A 20873-nucleotide genomic window follows, 5' to 3' on the forward strand; every position below is an offset into this window, starting at 1 on the left:
AATCTAAAACTGCGTCTTTTTGTAGAATTTAAGCTGCAATCTTCACTGGTGGCAGCAGGCCGCAAACAAGCCCCTAAAGGGCTTGTTTGCAATGGTTATTAGGGAAAAAGCTGACGATATTTTCGTTTCATAAGGCAATGCTGAACTGAGGTCCGACCCAGTGGTCGGGGAAACCATCTCCATTCACATCATTGTTTTGTTCCGCAGAGCTGGCTTTTAATGGGTTGAGCATGTAGTCCTTTTCAAACTTATCATAAATGCCGTCACCATCGGTATCTCGGTTTCCTGCGCTCAGGCAAGCCCGTTGCCCTAGTTCAAGGAAAGGCACAGTGCAGCTTGCCAACTCGTCAATATTGCTGATCCCGTCATCATCAGTATCCAGAGCTGGGACTTCGCTAACATGCCCTCCAGCTATCAGACTGGATACGGGTTCACTGTTGCCCCCACGAATATCCTCTCCCCAGGTAACAACAGAGCCATCTTGGCGCAGCGCGGCAAAGGAATGATTATTGCTGCTAATATGGATAACTGGAATGTCACCATTGAGTTTTTTACTGACGTCGATGCGATTTGAAGTTGCCTGCCCACCACTAAATGGCCCGCCCCAAGTGACCACTGAACCATCTTTGCGCAACGCAGCAAACGCTTCCCAAGTACTGTAAATATATACGACAGGAATGCTGCCATCGAGCTGACTAGACACTGATGGACGCTCAACCCAGTGCGGATTATTCCAATCAGGAGTTGTATTGTAAGAATACGCCTCTAAATTTCCACCTCCCACTTCGCTCCCCCATGTAATAACGGAACCATCTTCGCGCAAAGCAGCAAAGGCGTGGTAGTTGCCAAAAATAGTTACAACCCTGTTTCGCCCATCTAGTTGGTCACTCACATCAACTTCATTTGATGTCATCACTCCTCCCTTCTCGGCCTCTCCCCAGGTAACCACAGAGCCATCTTCACGAAGAGCAGCAAAAGCATTATCATTACCGAATATGGTATCCACTTTGATATCCCCGTTTAGTTCTTCGCTTACATCGACACCATTTGAGCGCATTTCTCCGCCAGTATAATCGTCCCCCCAGCTAACCACGGAGCCATCTTCTCGAACAGCTGCAAAACTAGTCAAATGACTATAAATTTTTGTCACCTTGATATCTCCGTTCAACTGGTTACTTATATCATTGCCATTTGTATTTCGCATGGCGCCGCCAAATACAGGGTCTCCCCATGTCTGCACAGAGCCATCTTTAAACAGCGCAGCATAAGATTTGTGTGTGGTGTAGATATTTACTATTGGATTATCCAACTGGTTTTGAATTTGGGATGAGTCACCGCCATATTGCGCGTCACCCCAGGTAACAACTGAACCGTCCTGGCGTAGGGCAGCAAAGGAGTAATCGTTACTGTAGATATGCAGTACATCTAAGGCAACGCCATCTAACTCTCCGCTGACATCGGCCCCGTTTGACGTCATTGTCCCCCCGGTTGCTGAATCTCCCCAAGTGACAACAGAGCCATCTCGGCGTAAAGCCGCAAAGCTACTAATGCTGCCAAAAATATCTATCACAGGGTTTGAGTCGTCAGTGACTTTGGCGCTGACGTCCTCTCCATCTGAAACTAAGGCGCCCCCCCATGCTTGATACCCCCAAGCCACCACAGAGCCGTCTTTACGAAGCGCTGCAAACGCAAGATTAGTACTGATAAGCTTTTTAACTGGATTGAACCCATTCAGTTGTTCGCTGACATCAACTCCGTTTGAAATCATTGTGCCGCCGTATTTAGGTTCTCCCCAGGTGACCACAGAACCATCCTGACGAAGCGCAGCATACGAGGCTTTATTAGACATCAAGCTGCTTACTGCGTTTTGTTTTTGTCCGTGTGCCTTTTCCACTGACAGAAGAAAGCTCACTTTTTGCATATTACTTTTTCCGGAGTCGGCCTGAATGACAGAAATGACCGAAGTTCCCACTGCCATAAGTGTTACTAAACCATTACTGTCCACAGTGGCAACACTTGTATCACTGGAGACGTATGATAATTCAGCTTTGTTTGCCTCCCCCACTTCCACAGGGAAGGGGTCGTCACCCAAAACTTTATTGACATCAGGAAGCGCCTGAAGCTCACTGGTCATTGCCAAAGCCTGTTGAGGTAAAACCCAATGATCGGGATAACCGTCTTGGTTCACATCTTGACTCCGATCTTTGCTGCTGGCTTTTAGCGGATTAAACATATCACTTTTCTGCTCTAACCCGTCAAATACGCCATCACCATCACTATCTCTGTGTCCGGCGCTAAGGCAAGGTAATTGGCCTATCTGGGTGTAAGGCACGCTACACCCACGTCGCTCATCGATATTACTGATGCCATCTCTATCCGTATCTAAGCTTGTACTCTTGTCTAAATACCCACCCGCAATTTGACTGGCTACAGCAGCACTATCACCGCCCTTGTCTGGGTTGCCCCAAGTTACCACTGAGCCGTCTTGGCGCAACGCTGCAAAAGAATATTGGTTTGAATAAATACTTGTTATTGGGTTACTGCCATCCAGTTTGCTGCTTACCTCAATATCTTTGACCCCACCGTGTTCCGCGTCGCCCCAAGTGACGACTGAGCCATCCTGACGCAAGGCTGCAAATGCCCCGCCATTTTGGGTAATGTAGACGACAGGAATATCCCCGTTTAGCTCAGATATGGCATTTTCATCATAGCCCGATGCGCCTTCTTCTCTAGGAAAGGTCGCAACAGAGCCATCCTCATAAAGCCACGCATAACCGTCACCATTAAAGGTCGACTGTACCATGGGGCTATTTCGCTCGACTTTTTCACTGATGCTTTGCTCCTTTAGCCGCGGCGCTCCTTGCATGGTTTCATCTCCCCAAATAACAACAGAGCCATCTTGGCGCTGGGCCGCAAAGAAGAAGCCATCAAATTGGACAATTTTGCTAATGGGGTTGTCACCTTTTAACCGATCAACATTAGCCAACCCGCTTGAAATAAGTGTGCCGGGCTGAGAAAGTCCCCAGGCCACAGCCACGCCATCTTCGCGCAACGCCGCATAGCCTAGTAAGTTACTCACAACATGGCGAATATTATATAGCTGCTCCCCTGTCTGTTTGGGGTATGGATACAACGTTCCTCCCAAATACTGATGTCCCCATGAGATCACCCGGCCATTCTTAAGTAGCGCAGCAAAACTATTTGCATTGCTATATATATCCAGTATCTCGCTGGACTCAGGCTTGGGCACGTCTTCGACAATTGCCCCCCAAGTGATCACTGAACCATCCAAACGAACAGCTGCAAACGAGCCGCTATAACCATTTGTGTAAATATGCTTAACCGGGTTCTCCCCATTTAATTTGGCAACAACTTCGGTTGGAATTCGTCCACCATGTGCTGGATTCCCCCAGGCAATGACAGACCCATCCCGTCGAAGTGCAGCGAAAGCGCCGTAACTCCCGACAATATCAACGACACCGATATCACCGTTGAGCTCTTGCGTAAGGTCTGGGGACTCATACCAGGTTCGCTCTTCGCCATCAGGAGTCAAGTCGTAACGAACGGGTGCTAAAGTCCCTCCAAACTCGTTTTTTCCCCAAGTAACCACAGAACCATCTTCACGCACAGCGGCAAAGGCGGATTTGTTACTTTGAATACTGATGACAGGGTTTTTGCCATTTAGCTGGGCACTGACATCACTGCCATTGGAGAGCATTTTTCCGCCATGCTCCTCGCTGCCCCAAGCTACAACGGAGCCATCCTGACGCAGTGCAGCATAGGCTTCATGAGCACTGCTAATACTGGTAACTGCGTGCTCACCTTCTTTATCAACAGTAAGGACGAAACTCTCACTTTGAGCCTTATAATTATTGGACGCTGCTTCGGTCACAGTTATGGTAGTCATACCAAGGCCGACCAATGAAACCAATCCATTAGCATCAACACTGGCTATATCCAGGTTGCTAGATGTGTAGGTAATAGTCCCCCCATTTCCTCCAGCAGCGACTGAAAAGCTCTGCTCATCAATATTTTTGACCACATCTTTACCTATATTCAGCGCTTTTCCTGTTCCTTTTTCCACAGTAAGCATAAAGCTGGCGCTTTGTGCCTTATAGTTATCCGACGTCGCTTCTTGAACTGTGATTTTTGCGCTACCGACCCCCACTATGCTTATCATTCCAGTGGCAGCCACTGTGGCAACGTTGGGGTCACTGGATGTATAAGTTATGTCCCCTCCGTTTCCGCCGGAAACGGCTTGTGTAAAGGGTTCATCGCCAAATACCTTGTTAGCCTTCAAACCTGCATCTAAGGCTTCACCCACTGCTTTTTCTACTGTCAGGGTAAAGCTGGCGCTTTGGGCTTTGTAATTATCGGACGCTGCTTCTTGTACCGTGATTTTGGCGCTACCTGCACCCACTATGGTTACCTTACCTTGAGCGTCTACTTTAGCCACTTTTGGATCGCTGGATTGATAGCGAATGACGCCTTTGTTACCGCCGCTTACCGCAACACTAAATGGCTTATCGCCATAACGCTTACTGATAGTGGATTTACTCTTTATCTTAAGCGTTCCACCGGCCGCTTTAGCGATATTCAATGCCACCTTTGCCGTTTGCCCCACGTAGTTTAACGAGTCGGCCTCGGAGACAGTGATTACAGCCTTGCCAGCCCCCACTATGGTTACCTTACCTTGAGCGTCTACTGTTGCCACTTTTGGGTCACTGGATTGATAGCGAATGGCACCTTTGTTACCGCCGCTTACCGCAACATTAAATGGCTTATCGCCATAACGCTTACTAATAGGGGATTTACTCTTTATCTTAAGCGTTCCACCGGCCGCTTTAGCGATATTCAATGCCACCTTTGCCGTTTTCCCCACGTAGTTTAACGAGTCGGCCTCGGTGACAGTGATAACAGCCTTGCCAGCACCCACTATGGTTACCTTGCCTTGAGCGTCTACTGTTGCCACTTTTGGATCACTGGATTGATAGCGAATAGCGCCCTTGTTACCACCGCTTACCGCAACACTAAATGGTGCATCGCCATAACGCTTATTGATAGCGGTTTTACCACTTATCTTAAGCGTTTCACCGGGGGCTTTAGCGATATTCAATGCCACCTTCGCCGTTTGCCCCACGTAATTGGCCGAGTCGGCCTCGGAGACAGTGATTACAGCCTTGCCAGCCCCCACTATGGTTACCTTGCCTTGAGCGTCTACTGTTGCCACTTTTGGGTCACTGGATTGATAGCGAATGGCGCCCTTGTTACCGCCGCTTACCGCAACACTAAATGGTGCATCGCCATAACGCTTATTGATAGCGGTTTTACCACTTATCTTAAGCGTTCCACCGGCCGCTTTAGCGATATTCAATGCCACCTTCGCCGTTTGCCCCACGTAATTGGCCGAGTCAGCCTCGGTCACTGTGATAACGGCCTTGCCTGCACCCACTATGGTTACTTTACCTTGGCTATCCACTGTTGCAATTTTTGGGTCACTGGATTGATAGCGTATGGCTCCTTTGTTACCGCCGCTGACCGCAACATTAAATGGCGCATCGCCATAACGCTTATTTATTAAGGCTTTACCACTTATCTTAAGCGTTTCACCGGGCGCTTTATCGATATTCAATGATACCTTCGCCGTTTGCCCCGCGTAATTGGCCGAGCCAGCCTCGGTGACAGTGATAACGGCCTTGCCTGCACCCACTATGGTGACCTTGCCTTGGCTGTCTACTGTTGCAACTTTTGGGTTACTTGAGAAATAAGTCATCTCACCATCATTTCTATCTGAAATGGTTAGCTTAAAGCTCTCATCACCAAATTTTTTTTGAATAACCTCATCACCATCGATGATAACGACCGTTGTTTTGACGGGCTCAACTACATCTTCTCCCCCCTGATTAGAGGCTAGATCTCCATCACTACATGCTAGCAATGAAATGACGGCAATACTTGAAATGAGCCCCTGAAATAACTTCATTCGTTAAGTTCCTATTTAACCATGTTAAAACATATAAGGTTATATAGGACTAAAAATGGAAATTTCGCGCAATTACACAAATCTGTAATTATGCCTAGGAAACACCTATAGCATTGATTAATTAGGCTAAACCACCACCGATGCGTAGGTTAACTTGCATAGTACGTTAATGGGTAATGCGGTTTGCATTTCTACAAACCGAAAGTCTCAGTTAAATGATGAAACCGCGATTCAAACTCGCTTATCACAACCCACAATCCGCAGGCGAGCTGTTATCCCTTGGCCAGCGCAGGTCTGGTTTTGTCAGATCCAGCGCAATAAAGTCTAAGCCCTCGCTCATGTTAGCCGGTGGCAAGTCGGTTTCAAGCACAACCATGCCCGCGGTGACATTGCCTTTCGTGGCATTCGCACTGGCTTGGGTGGCGGCCAAATCGGAGTAACGCAGGCCAAACATATCAAAGTAAGGCTGCCAGTTTTTGGCCGTAAGGTGACTGAGCGCCACCAGCATAAAATCGTTGCCGGGAATGCCCGAGACATTGCGCCCGCCATAGGTTGCTTCACCCGAGAAAGCAAAGTTGGCAAAACCTAAGCTGGCTTTTTGCGCGTCCCACAGCGCTTGGCTGCGTGCAGCATCGGCAAAGATGCGACTGTATTGATAGAGCAAGGTAAATAGATGAAAACCATTGTCTAATACCGTGCCATTACGCAGGGTGGCTTTATGGTTTTGCAGCGCCAATTGAATATAAAACGCCATACGATAACCGTTGTGGGTGGCATAGGCATTGCTGGCCCAAGGCCCTTCAAAACGATCGCCGCTGTCAAGAGCATGACAACGACTGCTCAATACCACTCGCTCATTTTGGCTATTTTTCAGCGCCAAGGCGTCGGACATAAACACATAAAACAAGTCTTTATGATTCATGTGGCCATCGGTGATCGTGCTGGTTTGCAGATCACGCTGGTAATGGGCGCGCCATTTCACAAAGTAAGGGAAGATATTATTGGAGTTCTCTCCCGCCCGCGAACCATATTGCGACCAATCATTGCGCCCCGCTGCGGCGGCGTATTGCACGTTGAGTTTATTGGTTTGCAGGTTATGGCCAAGCTCGTGATTATCGCCCCAGCCGGTGGGGGAGATATTCCATGCCGCGTCCCAAGGATTGCCGCTACAGCCCGCGCCGCAATGGGCATTTTGGTCATAGTTGGCATGTTGGATTAATTGGCGGGTATGCAAGGCGCTATCAACACAAGCCTCTTCACCAAACAGGCCAGAGCAGCCGGCCAGTACATCGGCGGGCAAAGACTGCGCTAGAGTTTTACCTTGCACCTTAAAGCCTGCCAAGGTGTAAACTGCGCCGATATGATCGTCACGCACCGAGGTGAGTAAGGCAGTCACATCGGGCGTGCTGTCATTGATGCCGCCGATAAATTTATCGCGGCGTAAATGCTGCTCGGCTCCCTCACTGCGCAAATCCACATGGGGCAGCTCGGTGGTTTCAAGTAGTTGATTGAATCGAGCAATTTGCGCCTCATCACTGGCATCTAAAATAGCCGGATGAAAGCCAATTCCTTGGGCCTTCACATTGACCCGATATGGCGCATCGCCATCTTGGATATACAAGTAAATCGGCCCGCCATAGGGGCTGCTAAAGGTTGTGCTGTTGCCGGCAGCTAATGATAAACGCGACTGCGCTAGCTCTAACGGCGAGTAATAATTGGCGCCGCTAAACACCCGATTGGTGTTAGGTCTGTGATAGTTCAGCTTGATCTTAACCTTAGCCAGACTGTTATCTAATCGAGTTAAGGTAATGGTTTGGCCCGGCAGTGCGTACCAGCCTGTGGTAGTCCACTGACCTGAATAAGGCACCTCAATCCACTGGGTTTGCTCGGCGGTGGCGGGATAAGCGTAATGGCTCATACTGCCCTTTTGTACTTGGCTTTTATCCACCACATATTGGCCTAAATCGGGCTGAGCTAAATTGTTAGCGCGGGCATAACTTACCGCCCAATCGGCCAGCATGGCCTTGGCAAAGGCTTGCGGCTCGCTCAAGGTAATCGGGTAATCAATTTGCTGGCGGTATTTGTCGGCCAGTAATAGCCCGGTTTTAAGCAAACGATATTGATTGCTAGAGGCGCCTTTAAACACATCGATGCCCCACGTATCCACGGCGATGGCGCCGGCGCGAAACCAATCCGCCGCCGCTTTAAAGGCGCTCACAAAAGCGCTATCAGAGCAGTTGATGTAGTTAGTGTTACAGCCCAGCACGGCATCTGTGGCGACCGTGCCTTGCTGATATTGACTGAGTAAACGAGCGACACTGGTGAGATCGGCATCTTCTTTCACTAAATCCTCTGGTAAGGCATCGACCACCTGATGCTTAGACCAATAGTTACCACGGGTTTGCAGCGCCATATAGCGATAAAGATCGGCGCTCATGGCACTCGCCTCACGGCGATAGTTAATCACCAGCAGCGGGATCTTGTTGGTTTTAGCAAAGCTGATGGCAGACTCGATCGCCTCATTGCCACGCCCTTCGCGGTCAATATCACTTAAGATGATCAGATCAACGCCTTGCTGGTTAATACAATCCAATAAGGCTTCATAATCACAACTGTTGCTAACATTGATTTGATAGCGCTCGCTCATGTTTAGATCGAGCCAACTGCGGATCCCTTCATTATGAGGAAAGTACCAACTGTCGGCGCGCGAGGACACATGGCTAGTCACTAGCTTAATAGGGTCTTTGCTAACATCGCGCTGGGTTAACCAGCTGAGTAAATTGCGCAGCAACTGGTCGGTTTGGCCATTGGTATTGACCGAAAACAGATTCGCCGCCATGGCGCTGTATCTATGTTGGTTTTGCTCACCAATCGCAATTAACCCAGCTTGTGAGGGCGCGCCGCTGCCCGTTTGATTGGCTCGTAATACGAGAGTGCTTTGGCTAGGGTCAACCACACTAAAGGTGATGCTGTCGTGGCTGGGATACCAAGTCAGCGGCGCATCAATACCACTAAAAAATTGAGTTAAACGGGCCTGTTGGGTTTGTTGTAATTGACTGATTTGCTGCTGAGCAAAGCTGAGTAGCTCGGCTTCAGATGCCAAACTATGATCGCCGCGCGCCAAGGCAAGCTCGGCATTGGCGATAAATTCCACTTGAATAGTACAAGCTTGCGCCGCCGTTACCTGATATTGATTGCCGCTAAGCTCGCCGTCACAGCCTGTTACCTGATGCAATTGATAGCTCGGCTCGGCTTGTATACTAAAGGCTGCCGTGCTGCCTTGGGTGATTTCAACTTGAGTTGGGGTAATTTGACCACCGTTACTGACGCGCGTGGTAATAGCAACTGAAGGTAAGGGCTCAGCCGTTGGCGCATTGCTTGGCGTAATACTCGGTGGAACACTCGGCGTAATACTCGGTGGAACACTCGGTGGAACACTCGGTGGAACACTCGGTGGAACACTCGGTGGAACACTTGGCGCTATGCTAGGAGCCAGCTCTCCACCACCCTCAGTGCCATTATCTGAATCACTGCCACCCGAACCACCGCCACATGCTGTTAGCCCTAATAATGCGATAGAACACGCACTCATTTTTAGCAGATGATTCCAACTCACAACAGCCACCTAATACTTTTGCATTAAAAGCGCGACTATATGTTATTGAGAATAGATTTGTCAGCTAGAGAATAAAAAGCTGCGAGAGACGTCACGGAGAAGGGAAAAAGACAGGAGCCTAGAGCCCTAGGCTCCCTAGGTACAGTTTAGCGGCCGCCCGACGCACAAAAGGCGACAAACTCCCAATCGCCCCAAGGACCAGCATGAAGCGGCTCAGATGCCTGCGTCCACCATTTAGCGCGATATTTACCCGCTTGTGCGATGACTAGCTCGCCACGCTTGTATACTGTCTCAGCCTGCCACGTAGCCACACCATCACAGTTACCCGAGTTATCGCTAGAAGAGGCGTACCAACTGGTGGTCATTTTCGGCCAATTGCCTAAAGAGGCCACGCTTTCATGAGGTAGCGTCACCTTGGCTTTTTCTTCCTCACTCCATTGCCTCGATTGCGCTTGATGACAAGCCTGACAAGTGATGGTGTCTGGCCCCCATTTATGTTGCTTGGATAAAAAGTTCACCGGGTCATCGCTGGGATCGGCATTGTTGTAGAGGGCAAACATCTCATCCATATTATTGATGCGGTAATCCCACGCCTCTTTGCCTAAGTCCCATAAGTCAAAGCCCAGAAACGGCGCATATTTCCAAGATAAAAACATATTCGCAGTGTTAAAATCCCCTAACTTAATCAGGTAATCAATGGCGCCTAAGGTGAAACCAATTTGATTAAAGGACATTCTTGGTCCATCGGGACATGAGCGAAGGCCTGCCACCTCTTGGCAATGAACAAAACCAGCATACCAAGCCTGCCACCCCGCTAATACATGCTCAGGCTCATCAAAATACATTAAGCCAACACTGGCACTGTGAAACGCCGCGTTATGCTCAAGCCAAATATTATGCTCTTGATCTAATGTCTCAACGGCCATGTCATCACCATGTAATTTAGCTAGCCAACGCCTTGCCGGAATCGACCACCCCCCCAAAATCGGTGCTAACCTTAAACGTTGATGATTAATCGGATCCACATTCCAGCGCTGCTCTAAATCCTCGGCCATGTAGAGCGACAAACTGGCAAAGTAGCTACTGAAAATAAAGCCTTGTAAGATTGCAGGATCATCATAATTGGCTTCACCGCCCGCCCAGATATTGGCCGCCGTTAAATACGCTACCGTCATGGCATTGTTGGGCGCAGCAATAAAGTCTGTAAATAGTGAGTCAATCGCCTGATAGCGGTTAGCTTCAACATAGTTGAAGCTAGTAATAAACTCCTCATGAGAAGCTGAGGCTTGAGTGGTAAAAGGGCCTGCCTCGACAACATGATGATGCAGTTTAGCGGCGATAATGGCACGAGCCTGCTCCGCCCACTCAACTTGCTGCTCTGATAACTCCATCACTCGGGACAGATAATATTGCGCTAAAATATTTCGCTTAACCGCCGTAATAGTCAGCTCCTGTTCGTTTAGATACGCAGACAAGTGATACAAGGCCAAATATCGCGTTAATACCAGATCATTCACATTATCTAAGTAAGCGGCTGTTAGGGCTTGCTCAAACTCAGATAAGCCTGCATCAGCTTCATTTGGGAGATTCGCCTCCCACGGCCCGGGCAAGTACTGAGATGCCGGTTGCTCGCCCAGATTTAATCCTTCTAGGTATTGCAGCGTGTTACTAAACTCACGATACGGTATGGTTAATTGACCATTAAAGTGAAAGTCATCATAACTACTTAGTTGCAACGGCTCATCGGCAAAGGCGGTTGAAACAGATAAGGCTAATAAACTGGCAGACAGCGCCATTTTTATACTCATTTTTACATCCTTGATCATACTATTGTGTTTGCTTTTTATATTTCGCCCATCAATATAGGCGATTGTTTTTTATATAACCGAGTAAGTTCAACTTTTTCAGTCACATCAGAATTCGCCACCAAAGGTTATCTCGTGAAAGACTTAGCGATGACCAATTCAAGCCAAAAATGTAACATTTATTTTACATTTAAACCCATTTCAATTTACCTGGCATGTGATGCATTTAGCGTTTTATAACAAGGTGTTATTTGGCAGTGATAGAAGAAGCGTTTGTTGATAAGTTAAGCATCAAAGCAAATCAACTTATCTTTTTTGGCGCTCGGGCTAGCAGCCCGTTCAAGGGAAAGTTAAAGGTTCAAAAAGAGCGTCAGTACCGTGGCTAACGAGAAGAAACTCAAGCCGGGTCTAACCGGGATATGAGCCCCATTTCAAACCAAGCCTGAAGCGCGCTCAGCACTTGCTGCGGCGCTACCTCTGCATCAAAATACGCTAACATTAATTCACATTGCTCGGCAAAGTTGCGCCCTTGGATGAAGCCGATTAATAGCGCGTGTTGATATGGCGCCAAGGAGATAAACTCGGTCAATCGCGTGGCTCCGCGCCATATCAGCCAGTAGCGATGGGCACTGTGATCGGGCTCGGCTGGGGCTTGCTCGGCTTTGATGCTTTGCCACGCTTCTACCGCGTTACTTTGACACACAAAGAGTTGCAAACTGGGATGAAACCTAAGCTGACAATGAGGCCATGCACTCGCAGGCAGGTTTTGTAGATCTGTAAAGCTTAATCTAGGCGCCTCGGGTGCATCAAAGGCATTGAGTAAACGACGCTCAAAAGCGGCGATATCGGCAACAATGGGGTATTGCACAAAAGGCGCTTGTTGACTTAAATAAAGCGGTAAGTCATCGCAGTAATCGCGTAGTGATACTACCTTGGAAGGATGCTGCTCAATATATCCCGCTACCATTTGCTCGAATAAATCATCACCTAAATAAATCCCCAGCACCTCATGGTCGGTTTCTATGGTTTCCCGCAGCCGCACTCGATAAGCATTTCGATAGATGGCCATGCGCGTATCCACGTTGACCAAGCCTTGCTCAACTATATGTGGCTGTAATACCGAAGCGGAGCCCGTATTAAGGTAATCCATAAAGGCGTGTTGTAATTGGCGCAAGGATCCGCTCATAAGCTAGTCTCGGCTGACGTGGTTAAGGTGCGCGTGACTAAGTTAGGAAAATGCTTGGCCGCCAGCCTGGCAGCTTGCTTTAGCTCTTGCTGCAAGGCGGGGAATTCGGGGATATTGCCGTCACGCTCGATCATGGTGCTGACCAAACCTAATCGTTGTAAAGCTTGTTGATACAACTGCCATACCGGCTCTACGACATCTTGATCATGGGTGTCGATAACATAGTCGCCATAGTCACTGTGACCCGCTAGATGAAATTGCTGCACCCTTTTGGGGTCAATTTTATTGAGATATTCAAGAGGATCAAAGCCATGGTTGCGGGCGCTGACATAAATATTGTTAATGTCGAGCAAGATCAGACAATCAGCTTGCTGTGCTAAGGCATTCAAGAAATCCCATTCGTCCATGGTCGAGTCTTGATAGGATAAATAGCTGGACACGTTCTCCAATAAGATGCGCCGACCGAGAAAATCTTGTACTTGGGCGACTCGTTTGGCCACGTGATCTATGGTCTCTTGGGTGTAAGGTAAGGGCAATAAATCATGGCTATTTTGACCGTGTACCGAGGTCCAGCACAAATGGTCGGAGATCCACTTTGGCTCCACCTCGTTGGCCAGTTTTTTTAACGCTTTTAAATAGTCCATATTAAGGGGGTCGGTACCGCCAATCGACATAGACACGCCATGCATCACCAAGGGGTAGCGCTCAGCTATGGCCTGCAAATAGTATTTGGGCTTGCCCCCTGCCACCATGAAGTTCTCTGATAGTACTTCAAACCAATCTACCTTGGGCTGATGCTGCAAAACGTGTTCAAAATGCGCCGTGCGCAAGCCTAAACCAAAGCCGAGAAAGTCCTCAGTGAGCTTGTTATTGATCATATATTTCCTTTGCTAAGGGAATTAGCTTGCCTAGGCGAGTTCACGATAGGCAAGCAAATAAACTAGCTATTGGTTTTGCCACCAATGTCAGTGCATGATTTAGCTGACGTGTTAACAAAACCATGGCCTTTACAGCTGGCTTTACCGGCACAAGCATTGTCGGCCGTTTTACAATCATTATGGCCTTTACACATGTTTACGCCATAACACTGCACTAATTCGGCCTTGTTGACCTCGCCTTTCCAATCATCTTTTATCTCACCGCCAACATCACCACAGGCTTTGCTTGGCATGGCCACAAAACCATGGCCTTTACAACTGGCTTTACCGGCGCAAGCATTGTCCGCGGTTTTACAATCATTATGGCCACCACACATATTGACGCCGTAGCAATGCACCAGATCGGTTGATGTCGCAGATGTGTCAGTGCTACCCGCATGAGCCACTTGCGCCATACCGGCCATCGCCATCGCAAGGGCGGCGCCCGTCAATACATTTTGTGCTGATTTGTTCATGTTATCTTCCTCATTTTCCACACCCGCTTAACCAAGTGTGGCCTTACGCTAAGATCTGATGGCAGGCCTTACCTTTCCTTTAACCAATCAACAAAGCAAAAACCAACCATTTACATTCCTGTAACACACAGGTACAAAGATAGACCTTAGGGAGTGAGAAAAACTTTCCATCTTTATTAAATTAATTATCCAAACACACGTTTCCCTATCGACTAAGTTTAAATAATATCCACTGATTGCTTGCAAGCTATTAACCAAGGAGCCCAGATGGCCAGCCTAACCACGAAAGAAAAACAAGTATTAGCTGGGCTGATTATCCCACCGCAACCCGACACTTTGATGCAATTATTAGCAGAAGCAGATAAGCCTGAGCCCGATATCAACAAAATAGGCAAGCTGATTGCTGCAGATATCGCCATATCCAGTGTGATTTTACAGCTGGTTAATTCAGCCGAAGCCATGCTATGTAACAAGGTGACGTCAGCGCAAAAAGCGGTATTGATTTTAGGTTTAACCCGCACCTTGCCCTTAGTGCGCGCCATCGCGCTGCAAAATGCCTTTGAACCTAGCCCAGCCATGACCCGATTTTGGCAACAAGCCAATCAATTAGGACTAACGTGTATTCGCGTTGCCAAGTTGCTCAACAAGCCTCAATTAACCGAGCAAGCTTATATGTTGGGGCTGTTTCATATGGCGGGGATCCCCATGATGCTGTTGTCGTTTGACAATTATGAGACCGACATGCTGCCAAAGGCAGAGCAAACCGGATGGCAAAGCTTGCTAAATGATGAAAAAGCCTACTACGGTTCCACCCACCCGACTGTCGCCGCGATGCTGGCGAAAAATTGGCAGTTGCCAAGGCCGTTAATTGAATTGATTTTTCACCAATATGACTTAACGGCCCTGCGTGGCAGTCAGTTTGTTAATGAACTCGGCCTCACCTTGCTCGCTATCATCAAGCTAGCAAGACGCGCATGTTTACCCGCCAGCGATACCGAATGGCAAGCCAGCGAAGCTTTTGTGCTAGCGCAGTTAAGCTTAAACCAAGAGCAATTGGACGAGTTATTGATTGAGTTAGCGCCTAACTCATCGCGTTAATCAATTGCTTTAAGGGGGATCAGTTAACCCGAGATCGTCCAGCCAACGCTGCTGATAGCCTTGCAATTTTTGATGGCGCTTGGATGCGAGGTGCTCGTTTTGCTCCTGCTGTGAATGAAACGGCCCCGCTTGGCACAGGTTGCACCTATTCTGCGATGATTCGCGCGGTTGCGGCGGCGTTAATGCTTGTTCTATCGCCGCCGGAAGGGTTTGGGTGTTGTGGACACTGCGCCAAATATAGGTGTAACTGGCGGTATCTTTGACAAACTTGTCGCGGTCAACATTGCGCATTTGATAGCCGGGGAAATCCGTAAAGGCAAAGGGCACCTTGCCAATGCAAGTGAGCTCGGTCGTTAAGTGCAAGCTGTGCTCTATGTCCCATTCACTATAGGGTTTAACATCCTTGGAGCTGATATAAATCAGCCCTGCCCCTTGTGGATCTAACCCATATTTAAGGGCATTTTTTAAAAACTGATGCAATAGACGGCGGTTTCTGAGGTTGCTATCGATGCGGCCATTGCCTTCAAATTCTGCCTTGCTGGTGTAGCCAGGCACCAAGGGGAATTGAAATATAATCACATCAAACTGATTGCAATCCTTTGCCAAAGCCTGCCAAGCTTGCTCCTGAGTAACGTCAAACTGGGTCATCACGGCTACGGGGTGATGCAGGGCAAGGGAAGTCAGTTGACGATAAAATCCATCGCCGTATTTGTCGGTAAGTTGTTCCTGGCTATCGTAAATCGTGGCCAATAATTGTCGCGGTTGATAATTTTTCGCCAAGGCAGCTGAAAACGAAAAATCGCCATCCCCTACAACCATGATGCGCCAATTAGGATCGATAAACATAAGCTTCTCAAAGATTCAAAAAGGCGCATGGTACAAACTGCCAGCCATCACATCAAGCGGCTACACCCGATAATCTTGGCCCAACTGGTTGATGGTGTTGACTATGGTATTAGGTATATCTTGTAAAGCTGCGATGCGAGCCACGCCACCGGCTTCTATCGCAGCTCTTGGCATACCAAAGATCACGCAACTGGCTTCATCTTGAGCTAAGGTAATGCCGCCAGCATGGGCGATGTCGAGCATACCTGTCGCGCCATCTTTGCCCATTCCGGTTAGGATAACCGCGAGAGCGTTTTGCCCCACGGCTTGGGCTACGGAGCCAAACATCACATCTACGGACGGTTTATGGCCGGTGACGCGTTCGCCATCCTGGAGTTTAGCTCGATAATCCGCGCCACTTCTGACCACTAACAAATGCCGGTCACCCGGTGCGATGTAAGCGCACCCCGGCAGTAAGCGCTCGCCGTCTTCGGCTTCTTTCACTCGGATCGCACTATTGGCGTCGAGTCGGTTAGCAAAGGTGTTGGTGAATCCGGGCGGCATATGCTGGGTGATGACCATGGCTGGCGTGTCAACGGGAAGGCTAGACAGCACCACCATCAAGGCTTCTGTGCCACCTGTGCTGGCACCGATGGCAATGATTTTTTCAGAGGTTTTGTATTTAAACTTACAGGCCTTTGCTGGGAGCAATTTTGGCCGCTGCTTATTCACATTGGCTTTAGCGACTTGCTTAATTTTAGCGACTATCTCATGGCGGTATTGCTCAATACCGCTGGCAATGTCTAATTTAGGCTTGGGGAAATAGTCCACTGCGCCCAACTCGAGTGCCTTTAATGTCACTTCGGCTCCTTGTTCGGTCAAACTCGACACCATCAGCACCGGGGTGGGCCTTGCCTTCATTAATCGGTCTAAAAAAGTAAGGCCATCGACCTTGGGCATTTCAACATCTAAGGTGATCACATCGGGATGATATGTGTTCACCATGTCTTTAGCGACGTAAGCGTCAGGGGCCGCGCCCACTAACGCTAGCTCAGGATCTTGGTTAATGATTTCACTTAATAAGCTACGGATCAGTGCAGAATCATCCACCACTAATACTTTTATTGAATCAGTCATCGAATAACTCCACATCGCCGCTTTCCGGCTTGGCTTTGAGTTTTAATCGGTACTCACTTTCACGATCCATGATGGTGCTATTATGAATATTTTTGATTTTTCTCACCATCACCCGCCCCGTATCGGGGAAGAAGTATACCTTTCTCGGATACACATCAAGTAAGTCGCTGGCCAGAATAGGAATGTGCTCAGTTTGTAGATAGTCTTGCACAAACTCGGCATTACGCTCACCCACATTCACCGTCATAAACCCTTTTAGCACATTACCGCCGCCAAATACTTTGGCTTCGAGACGATCACGGTGGGCCCCTAATTTCAGCAAATGGTTGATCAGAATTTCCATCGCATACACACCATAACGGCCAGATTCAGAGAAAATATCATCTGGCTGACTGTTATCCTGCGGCAATAAAAAGTGGTTCATACCCGCAATATTAAGCACAGGATCACGCAAACACACGGCGACACACGAGCCCAATACGGTCACGATCAGGGTATTTTGCTTAGTCGCAAAATATTCGCCCGGTAAGATTTTCACCGCATCACAGTCAAAGTGGCGATCATAATAACGATTAGGCGCTAAGTGTGGGTTATTGATTTCAAATGCAACCATCCTACCTGCCTATGTAATTGGGTTGATAGGTAGTGTTGCCAGCTGGCTTCACTAGATGACTCGCATGGGAAAAGTTTTCCGAGTGCCCCGCTATGTATAAGCCATTTTTCGATAATAATTTGACCATCCGCTCTAGGATGGTGAGCTGGGTTGGTCGGTCAAAATAAATCATCACATTACGGCAGAAAATAATGTCTAACGGCCCTTTTACCGACCAATTAGGAGATAATAAATTTAATTGCCTAAATTCAACCATGGCTCGGAGTTCGGGCACCACTTTGACATAACCGGCTCGCGCCCCCTTACCCTTAAAAAAGAACTGCTTGCAACGCTGCTCGGGCAAGCCTTTAATACGGTCAAAATGATAAATACCCTGCTCGGCCTGCCTTAACACATTACTGTCAATGTCTGAGGCAATGATCTTCACGTGGGTATCAAAGCGGCCAAAGTGCTCCGCCACTATCATGGCGATAGAGTAAGGCTCTTCGCCTGTGCTACTGGCCGCACACCATATCTGACGCGTTTCTGGATGTGCCGTTAAGTAGGCACGTAGCACATCAAAATGGTGGGGCTCACGAAAAAACGAAGTAAGGTTGGTGGTCAGCGCATTGATGAATAACTCTTCTTCTGCAGGATGCGTGTTTAAGTAAGCCAGATAATCGGGAAAGGACGCCTTCTTCAATGCCCGCAGCCGCCGCGCTAAACGGCTGTAGACCATTGAATCCTTGCTATCTGCCAAGCGGATCCCTGTAAGTTGATATAGCAGTGCCCGTACGGCTTCAAAATCTTGCTGGCCGTAGTGAAACTCACGCTGACTTTCACCTACTACACTGCTCATTGCGCCTCCTTGGCAGCTGATTACTCGTGGTTCAGATTAAAAACTTTCCCATTCGTCATCATCGGATCGAGCCGGTTTTACCACAGGTTTAACTTGCGCCGGCTTAACCGCAATCGGTTTAACACCTGCACTGCTAGCTCCGCTGATAGCCCCGCTAACAACGGGCGCCGGGGCGTCCAGCATGGCTTGATGAGACTCATCCAGTTTGAACTTGGTGACATTCCGGGCCATTTGCGCCGCTTGCGATAATAGGCTCTCTGCCGCTGCGGCCGCTTCTTCCACGAGGGCCGCGTTTTGTTGCGTCATTTCATCCATTTGATTCACCGCTTTACCCACTTCATCAAGGCCAGAAGCCTGCTCAGATGATGCCGCGGCTATTTCTGCCATGATGTCGTTTACTCGTTTAATGGAGGTAACGATTTCCTTCATGGTATCGCCCGATTTGCCCACCAGCTCATTACCATTGTTAATCTTGCTGACCGAGTCTGAAATCAAGGACTTAATATCTTTAGCGGCATTGGCAGAGCGCTGCGCGAGGGTACGAACTTCAGACGCAACCACGGCAAAACCGCGACCTTGCTCGCCCGCTCTAGCCGCTTCCACCGCGGCATTCAGGGCAAGAATATTGGTTTGGAATGCAATGCCATCAATCACGCCGATAATGTCAGAGATTTTTTGCGATGATTCATTAATTGACGCCATGGTTTTCACCACTTGTTCGATTAATTCACCACCATTGCCCGCCACCTCAGACGCCTTGGCCGACAGGGTATTGGCCTGTTTAGCATTGTCAGCGTTTTGGCGCACTGTTCCGGTCAGCTCTTCCATGCTGGATGCGGTTTCTTCCAAGCTAGAAGCTTGCTGCTCGGTTCGGCTAGACAGGTCGGTGTTACCTTGTGAAATCTCACTGGCAGCCGTGTTTATGGTTTCAGCTGCTAGGCGAATTTCACCTAGCATTTGCGCTAGGTTTTCTGCGGTTTGGTTACAGCCGTCTTTTAATTCTTCAAAGGAGCCTTGGTACTCGGCTTCAACACGTTCAGTTAAGTCTCCTTGAGCGATGGCCTTAAGCACGCGGTTGATGTCGTTTAAGCCGTTCTCTGTCGTGCGCAGTAACGAATTAAGGCCTTCTGATAACGCAAGGAAAAAACCTTCTTTATTCTCGGTATTAATCAGTCCAGTAAAATCGCCTTGGGCTGCGGCCATCACCACCGAGTTCACTTCACTTTCAACTTGCACTTCTTGGGTGCGATCTAGCCACTCCACCACCGAGCCAAGCCGCTCACCTTCTTTATCAAAAATAGGATTGGCAACTAAACGGAAATGGCGCTTGCCAACCACAATATTTGACGTGTAAGTTTTGGTAAGTTTGGCCAATAAATTCATCTGGTGGGATGGGTTTTTATGGAACACATCCATATTACTGCCCAAGATTTTTTCCACCGAAAAGTGGGGTAATACGGCGCGCAAGTCCGCTTCGGCATCACGCAGCATGGCTTCGACGGATTTATTCATGTAGATAATTTTTCGATCGGCATCGGCTATCATGACATTGGTGGTGGTGGTGTCGAGTGCGCCTAAAATACGACTGAGCTCTTGCTCTGCTGCCACTTCCTTGGTGCGATCTATCCATTCCACTACCGAGCCTAAACGGCCGCCTTGCTCATCAAAGATCGGATTAGCCAGTAAGCGAAAACTGCGCCCTGCCACCACGATGTTACCCACATAGGTTTTTTCCAATGTCGCCAGTAGCTTTCTTTGATGGGAAGGATCTTTATGAAAAATATCCATGTTGCTGCCGAGCAACTGGTCTACATCAAAATGGGGTAGCGCCTTGCGCAAATCAGCTTGCGCGTCACGTAGCATGGCCTCAACCGCTTTGTTCATAAAGATAATGTTACGATCAACATCAGCCACCATCACATTAGAAGAGGTAGCATCAAGGGCCGAAGTGACCCTTAAGGACAGCAGCTCATGGCGTTTTATTTCGGTTAAATCATGCCATTCCACTGACGTGCCTAAGACTTCGCCGTGCTCATTTTTAAGGGGGTTTAAGATAAGTTTAAAACAGCGCCCACCCACTTTAATCTCTGCTCTATGGGTATCATTAAGCTGACTTAGAATGCCTGTTTGGTGCTGTGGTTGGCGGTGAAAAATGTCAATATTACTGCCTACTAAGGTCGCGACCGAAAATTGCGGCAAGTCTTTGCGAATATCGTCTTGTGCCGCTGACAACATATTGATGACAGCTTTGTTGGCATAAACGATGTTTCGCTGCGCATCGGCAATCATGAAACAGGTTGAACTATTGTCTAAGGCTAAGCTCGCGCGACTCAGTGCGAGCTGCTGTTGTGAGTTACCAAACCAAGATGCGATGCCCAT

General features: G+C 48.4%; 12 protein-coding genes. 1 reads left to right on the plus strand and 11 read right to left on the minus strand.

Going from position 1 to position 20873, the window contains the following annotated elements; translation table 11 throughout:
• Positions 1-127 precede the first annotated feature (127 nt).
• The 6 genes from K6Y21_RS15395 to bufA2 all read right to left on the minus strand — a co-directional run bounded on the left by K6Y21_RS15395 (position 128) and on the right by bufA2 (position 13983).
• Positions 128-5983 (minus strand): immunoglobulin-like domain-containing protein, encoded by a 5856-nt coding sequence (locus K6Y21_RS15395; protein WP_233072767.1) that lies wholly within the window; start codon positions 5981-5983, stop codon positions 128-130.
• 244 nt (positions 5984-6227) lie between these two features.
• A complete protein-coding gene (locus K6Y21_RS15400; RefSeq protein WP_233072768.1) occupies positions 6228-9599 on the minus strand; it encodes an ImpA family metalloprotease in 3372 nt (1123 codons plus the stop codon).
• 146 nt (positions 9600-9745) lie between these two features.
• Positions 9746-11407 carry a carbohydrate-binding protein gene (locus K6Y21_RS15405; RefSeq protein ID WP_233072769.1) on the minus strand — a complete coding sequence of 554 codons (1662 nt, stop codon included), beginning with the start codon at positions 11405-11407 and terminating at the stop codon, positions 9746-9748.
• 394 nt (positions 11408-11801) lie between these two features.
• Entirely contained in the window at positions 11802-12590 is a 789-nt protein-coding gene (locus K6Y21_RS15410) for an HvfC/BufC N-terminal domain-containing protein (RefSeq protein WP_233072770.1), read from the minus strand.
• On the minus strand, positions 12587-13468 hold the full coding sequence (gene bufB / locus K6Y21_RS15415; protein ID WP_233072771.1) for an MNIO family bufferin maturase: 882 nt from the start codon (positions 13466-13468) through the stop codon (positions 12587-12589). Before bufB ends, K6Y21_RS15410 begins: the two co-directional genes overlap by 4 nt.
• Before the next feature lie 62 nt (positions 13469-13530).
• Positions 13531-13983, minus strand: a complete 453-nt coding sequence (bufA2, locus tag K6Y21_RS15420; protein WP_233072772.1) for a BufA2 family periplasmic bufferin-type metallophore — start codon at positions 13981-13983, stop codon at positions 13531-13533.
• A gap of 267 nt (positions 13984-14250) precedes the next feature.
• Here bufA2 and K6Y21_RS15425 point away from each other — a divergent pair, with 267 nt between their 5' ends.
• Entirely contained in the window at positions 14251-15081 is an 831-nt protein-coding gene (locus K6Y21_RS15425) for an HDOD domain-containing protein (RefSeq protein WP_233072773.1), read from the plus strand.
• A 9-nt stretch (positions 15082-15090) separates the two neighbouring features.
• Here K6Y21_RS15425 and K6Y21_RS15430 read toward each other — a convergent pair whose 3' ends face one another.
• Genes K6Y21_RS15430 through K6Y21_RS15450 form a run of 5 tightly spaced genes read right to left on the minus strand, consistent with a single transcriptional unit; the run spans position 15091 to position 20873 of the window.
• Positions 15091-15927, minus strand: coding sequence for a class I SAM-dependent methyltransferase (locus K6Y21_RS15430; protein WP_233072774.1), 837 nt, complete (start codon positions 15925-15927; stop codon positions 15091-15093).
• A gap of 60 nt (positions 15928-15987) precedes the next feature.
• Complete coding sequence (locus tag K6Y21_RS15435; RefSeq protein WP_233072775.1) at positions 15988-17043, minus strand: protein-glutamate methylesterase/protein-glutamine glutaminase; 1056 nt, start codon at positions 17041-17043, stop codon at positions 15988-15990.
• Positions 17036-17656 (minus strand): chemoreceptor glutamine deamidase CheD, encoded by a 621-nt coding sequence (gene cheD / locus K6Y21_RS15440; RefSeq protein WP_233072776.1) that lies wholly within the window; start codon positions 17654-17656, stop codon positions 17036-17038. The genes K6Y21_RS15435 and cheD overlap by 8 nt, the downstream gene beginning before the upstream one ends.
• Before the next feature lies 1 nt (position 17657).
• On the minus strand, positions 17658-18494 hold the full coding sequence (locus tag K6Y21_RS15445) for a CheR family methyltransferase (protein ID WP_233072777.1): 837 nt from the start codon (positions 18492-18494) through the stop codon (positions 17658-17660).
• A 36-nt stretch (positions 18495-18530) separates the two neighbouring features.
• The gene (locus K6Y21_RS15450) at positions 18531-20873 is read right to left on the minus strand and encodes a methyl-accepting chemotaxis protein (protein WP_285229754.1); all 2343 of its coding nucleotides are present in this window, start codon (positions 20871-20873) and stop codon (positions 18531-18533) included.

Source organism: Motilimonas eburnea, from assembly GCF_021295345.1.
Classification (GTDB): domain Bacteria; phylum Pseudomonadota; class Gammaproteobacteria; order Enterobacterales; family CBDFNC01; genus Motilimonas; species Motilimonas eburnea.

Excerpts from the sequence above, each read along its gene's own strand:
- K6Y21_RS15395 (WP_233072767.1), bottom strand. The coding sequence starts at position 5,983 with ATGAAGTTATTTCAGGGGCTCATTTCAAGTATTGCCGTCATTTCATTG.
- K6Y21_RS15405 (WP_233072769.1), bottom strand. The coding sequence starts at position 11,407 with ATGAGTATAAAAATGGCGCTGTCTGCCAGTTTATTAGCCTTATCTGTT.
- K6Y21_RS15410 (WP_233072770.1), bottom strand. The coding sequence starts at position 12,590 with ATGAGCGGATCCTTGCGCCAATTACAACACGCCTTTATGGATTACCTT.
- bufB (WP_233072771.1), bottom strand. The coding sequence starts at position 13,468 with ATGATCAATAACAAGCTCACTGAGGACTTTCTCGGCTTTGGTTTAGGC.
- bufA2 (WP_233072772.1), bottom strand. The coding sequence starts at position 13,983 with ATGAACAAATCAGCACAAAATGTATTGACGGGCGCCGCCCTTGCGATG.
- K6Y21_RS15425 (WP_233072773.1), top strand. The coding sequence starts at position 14,251 with ATGGCCAGCCTAACCACGAAAGAAAAACAAGTATTAGCTGGGCTGATT.
- K6Y21_RS15430 (WP_233072774.1), bottom strand. The coding sequence starts at position 15,927 with ATGTTTATCGATCCTAATTGGCGCATCATGGTTGTAGGGGATGGCGAT.
- K6Y21_RS15435 (WP_233072775.1), bottom strand. The coding sequence starts at position 17,043 with ATGACTGATTCAATAAAAGTATTAGTGGTGGATGATTCTGCACTGATC.
- cheD (WP_233072776.1), bottom strand. The coding sequence starts at position 17,656 with ATGGTTGCATTTGAAATCAATAACCCACACTTAGCGCCTAATCGTTAT.
- K6Y21_RS15445 (WP_233072777.1), bottom strand. The coding sequence starts at position 18,494 with ATGAGCAGTGTAGTAGGTGAAAGTCAGCGTGAGTTTCACTACGGCCAG.
- K6Y21_RS15450 (WP_285229754.1), bottom strand. The coding sequence starts at position 20,873 with ATGGGCATCGCATCTTGGTTTGGTAACTCACAACAGCAGCTCGCACTG.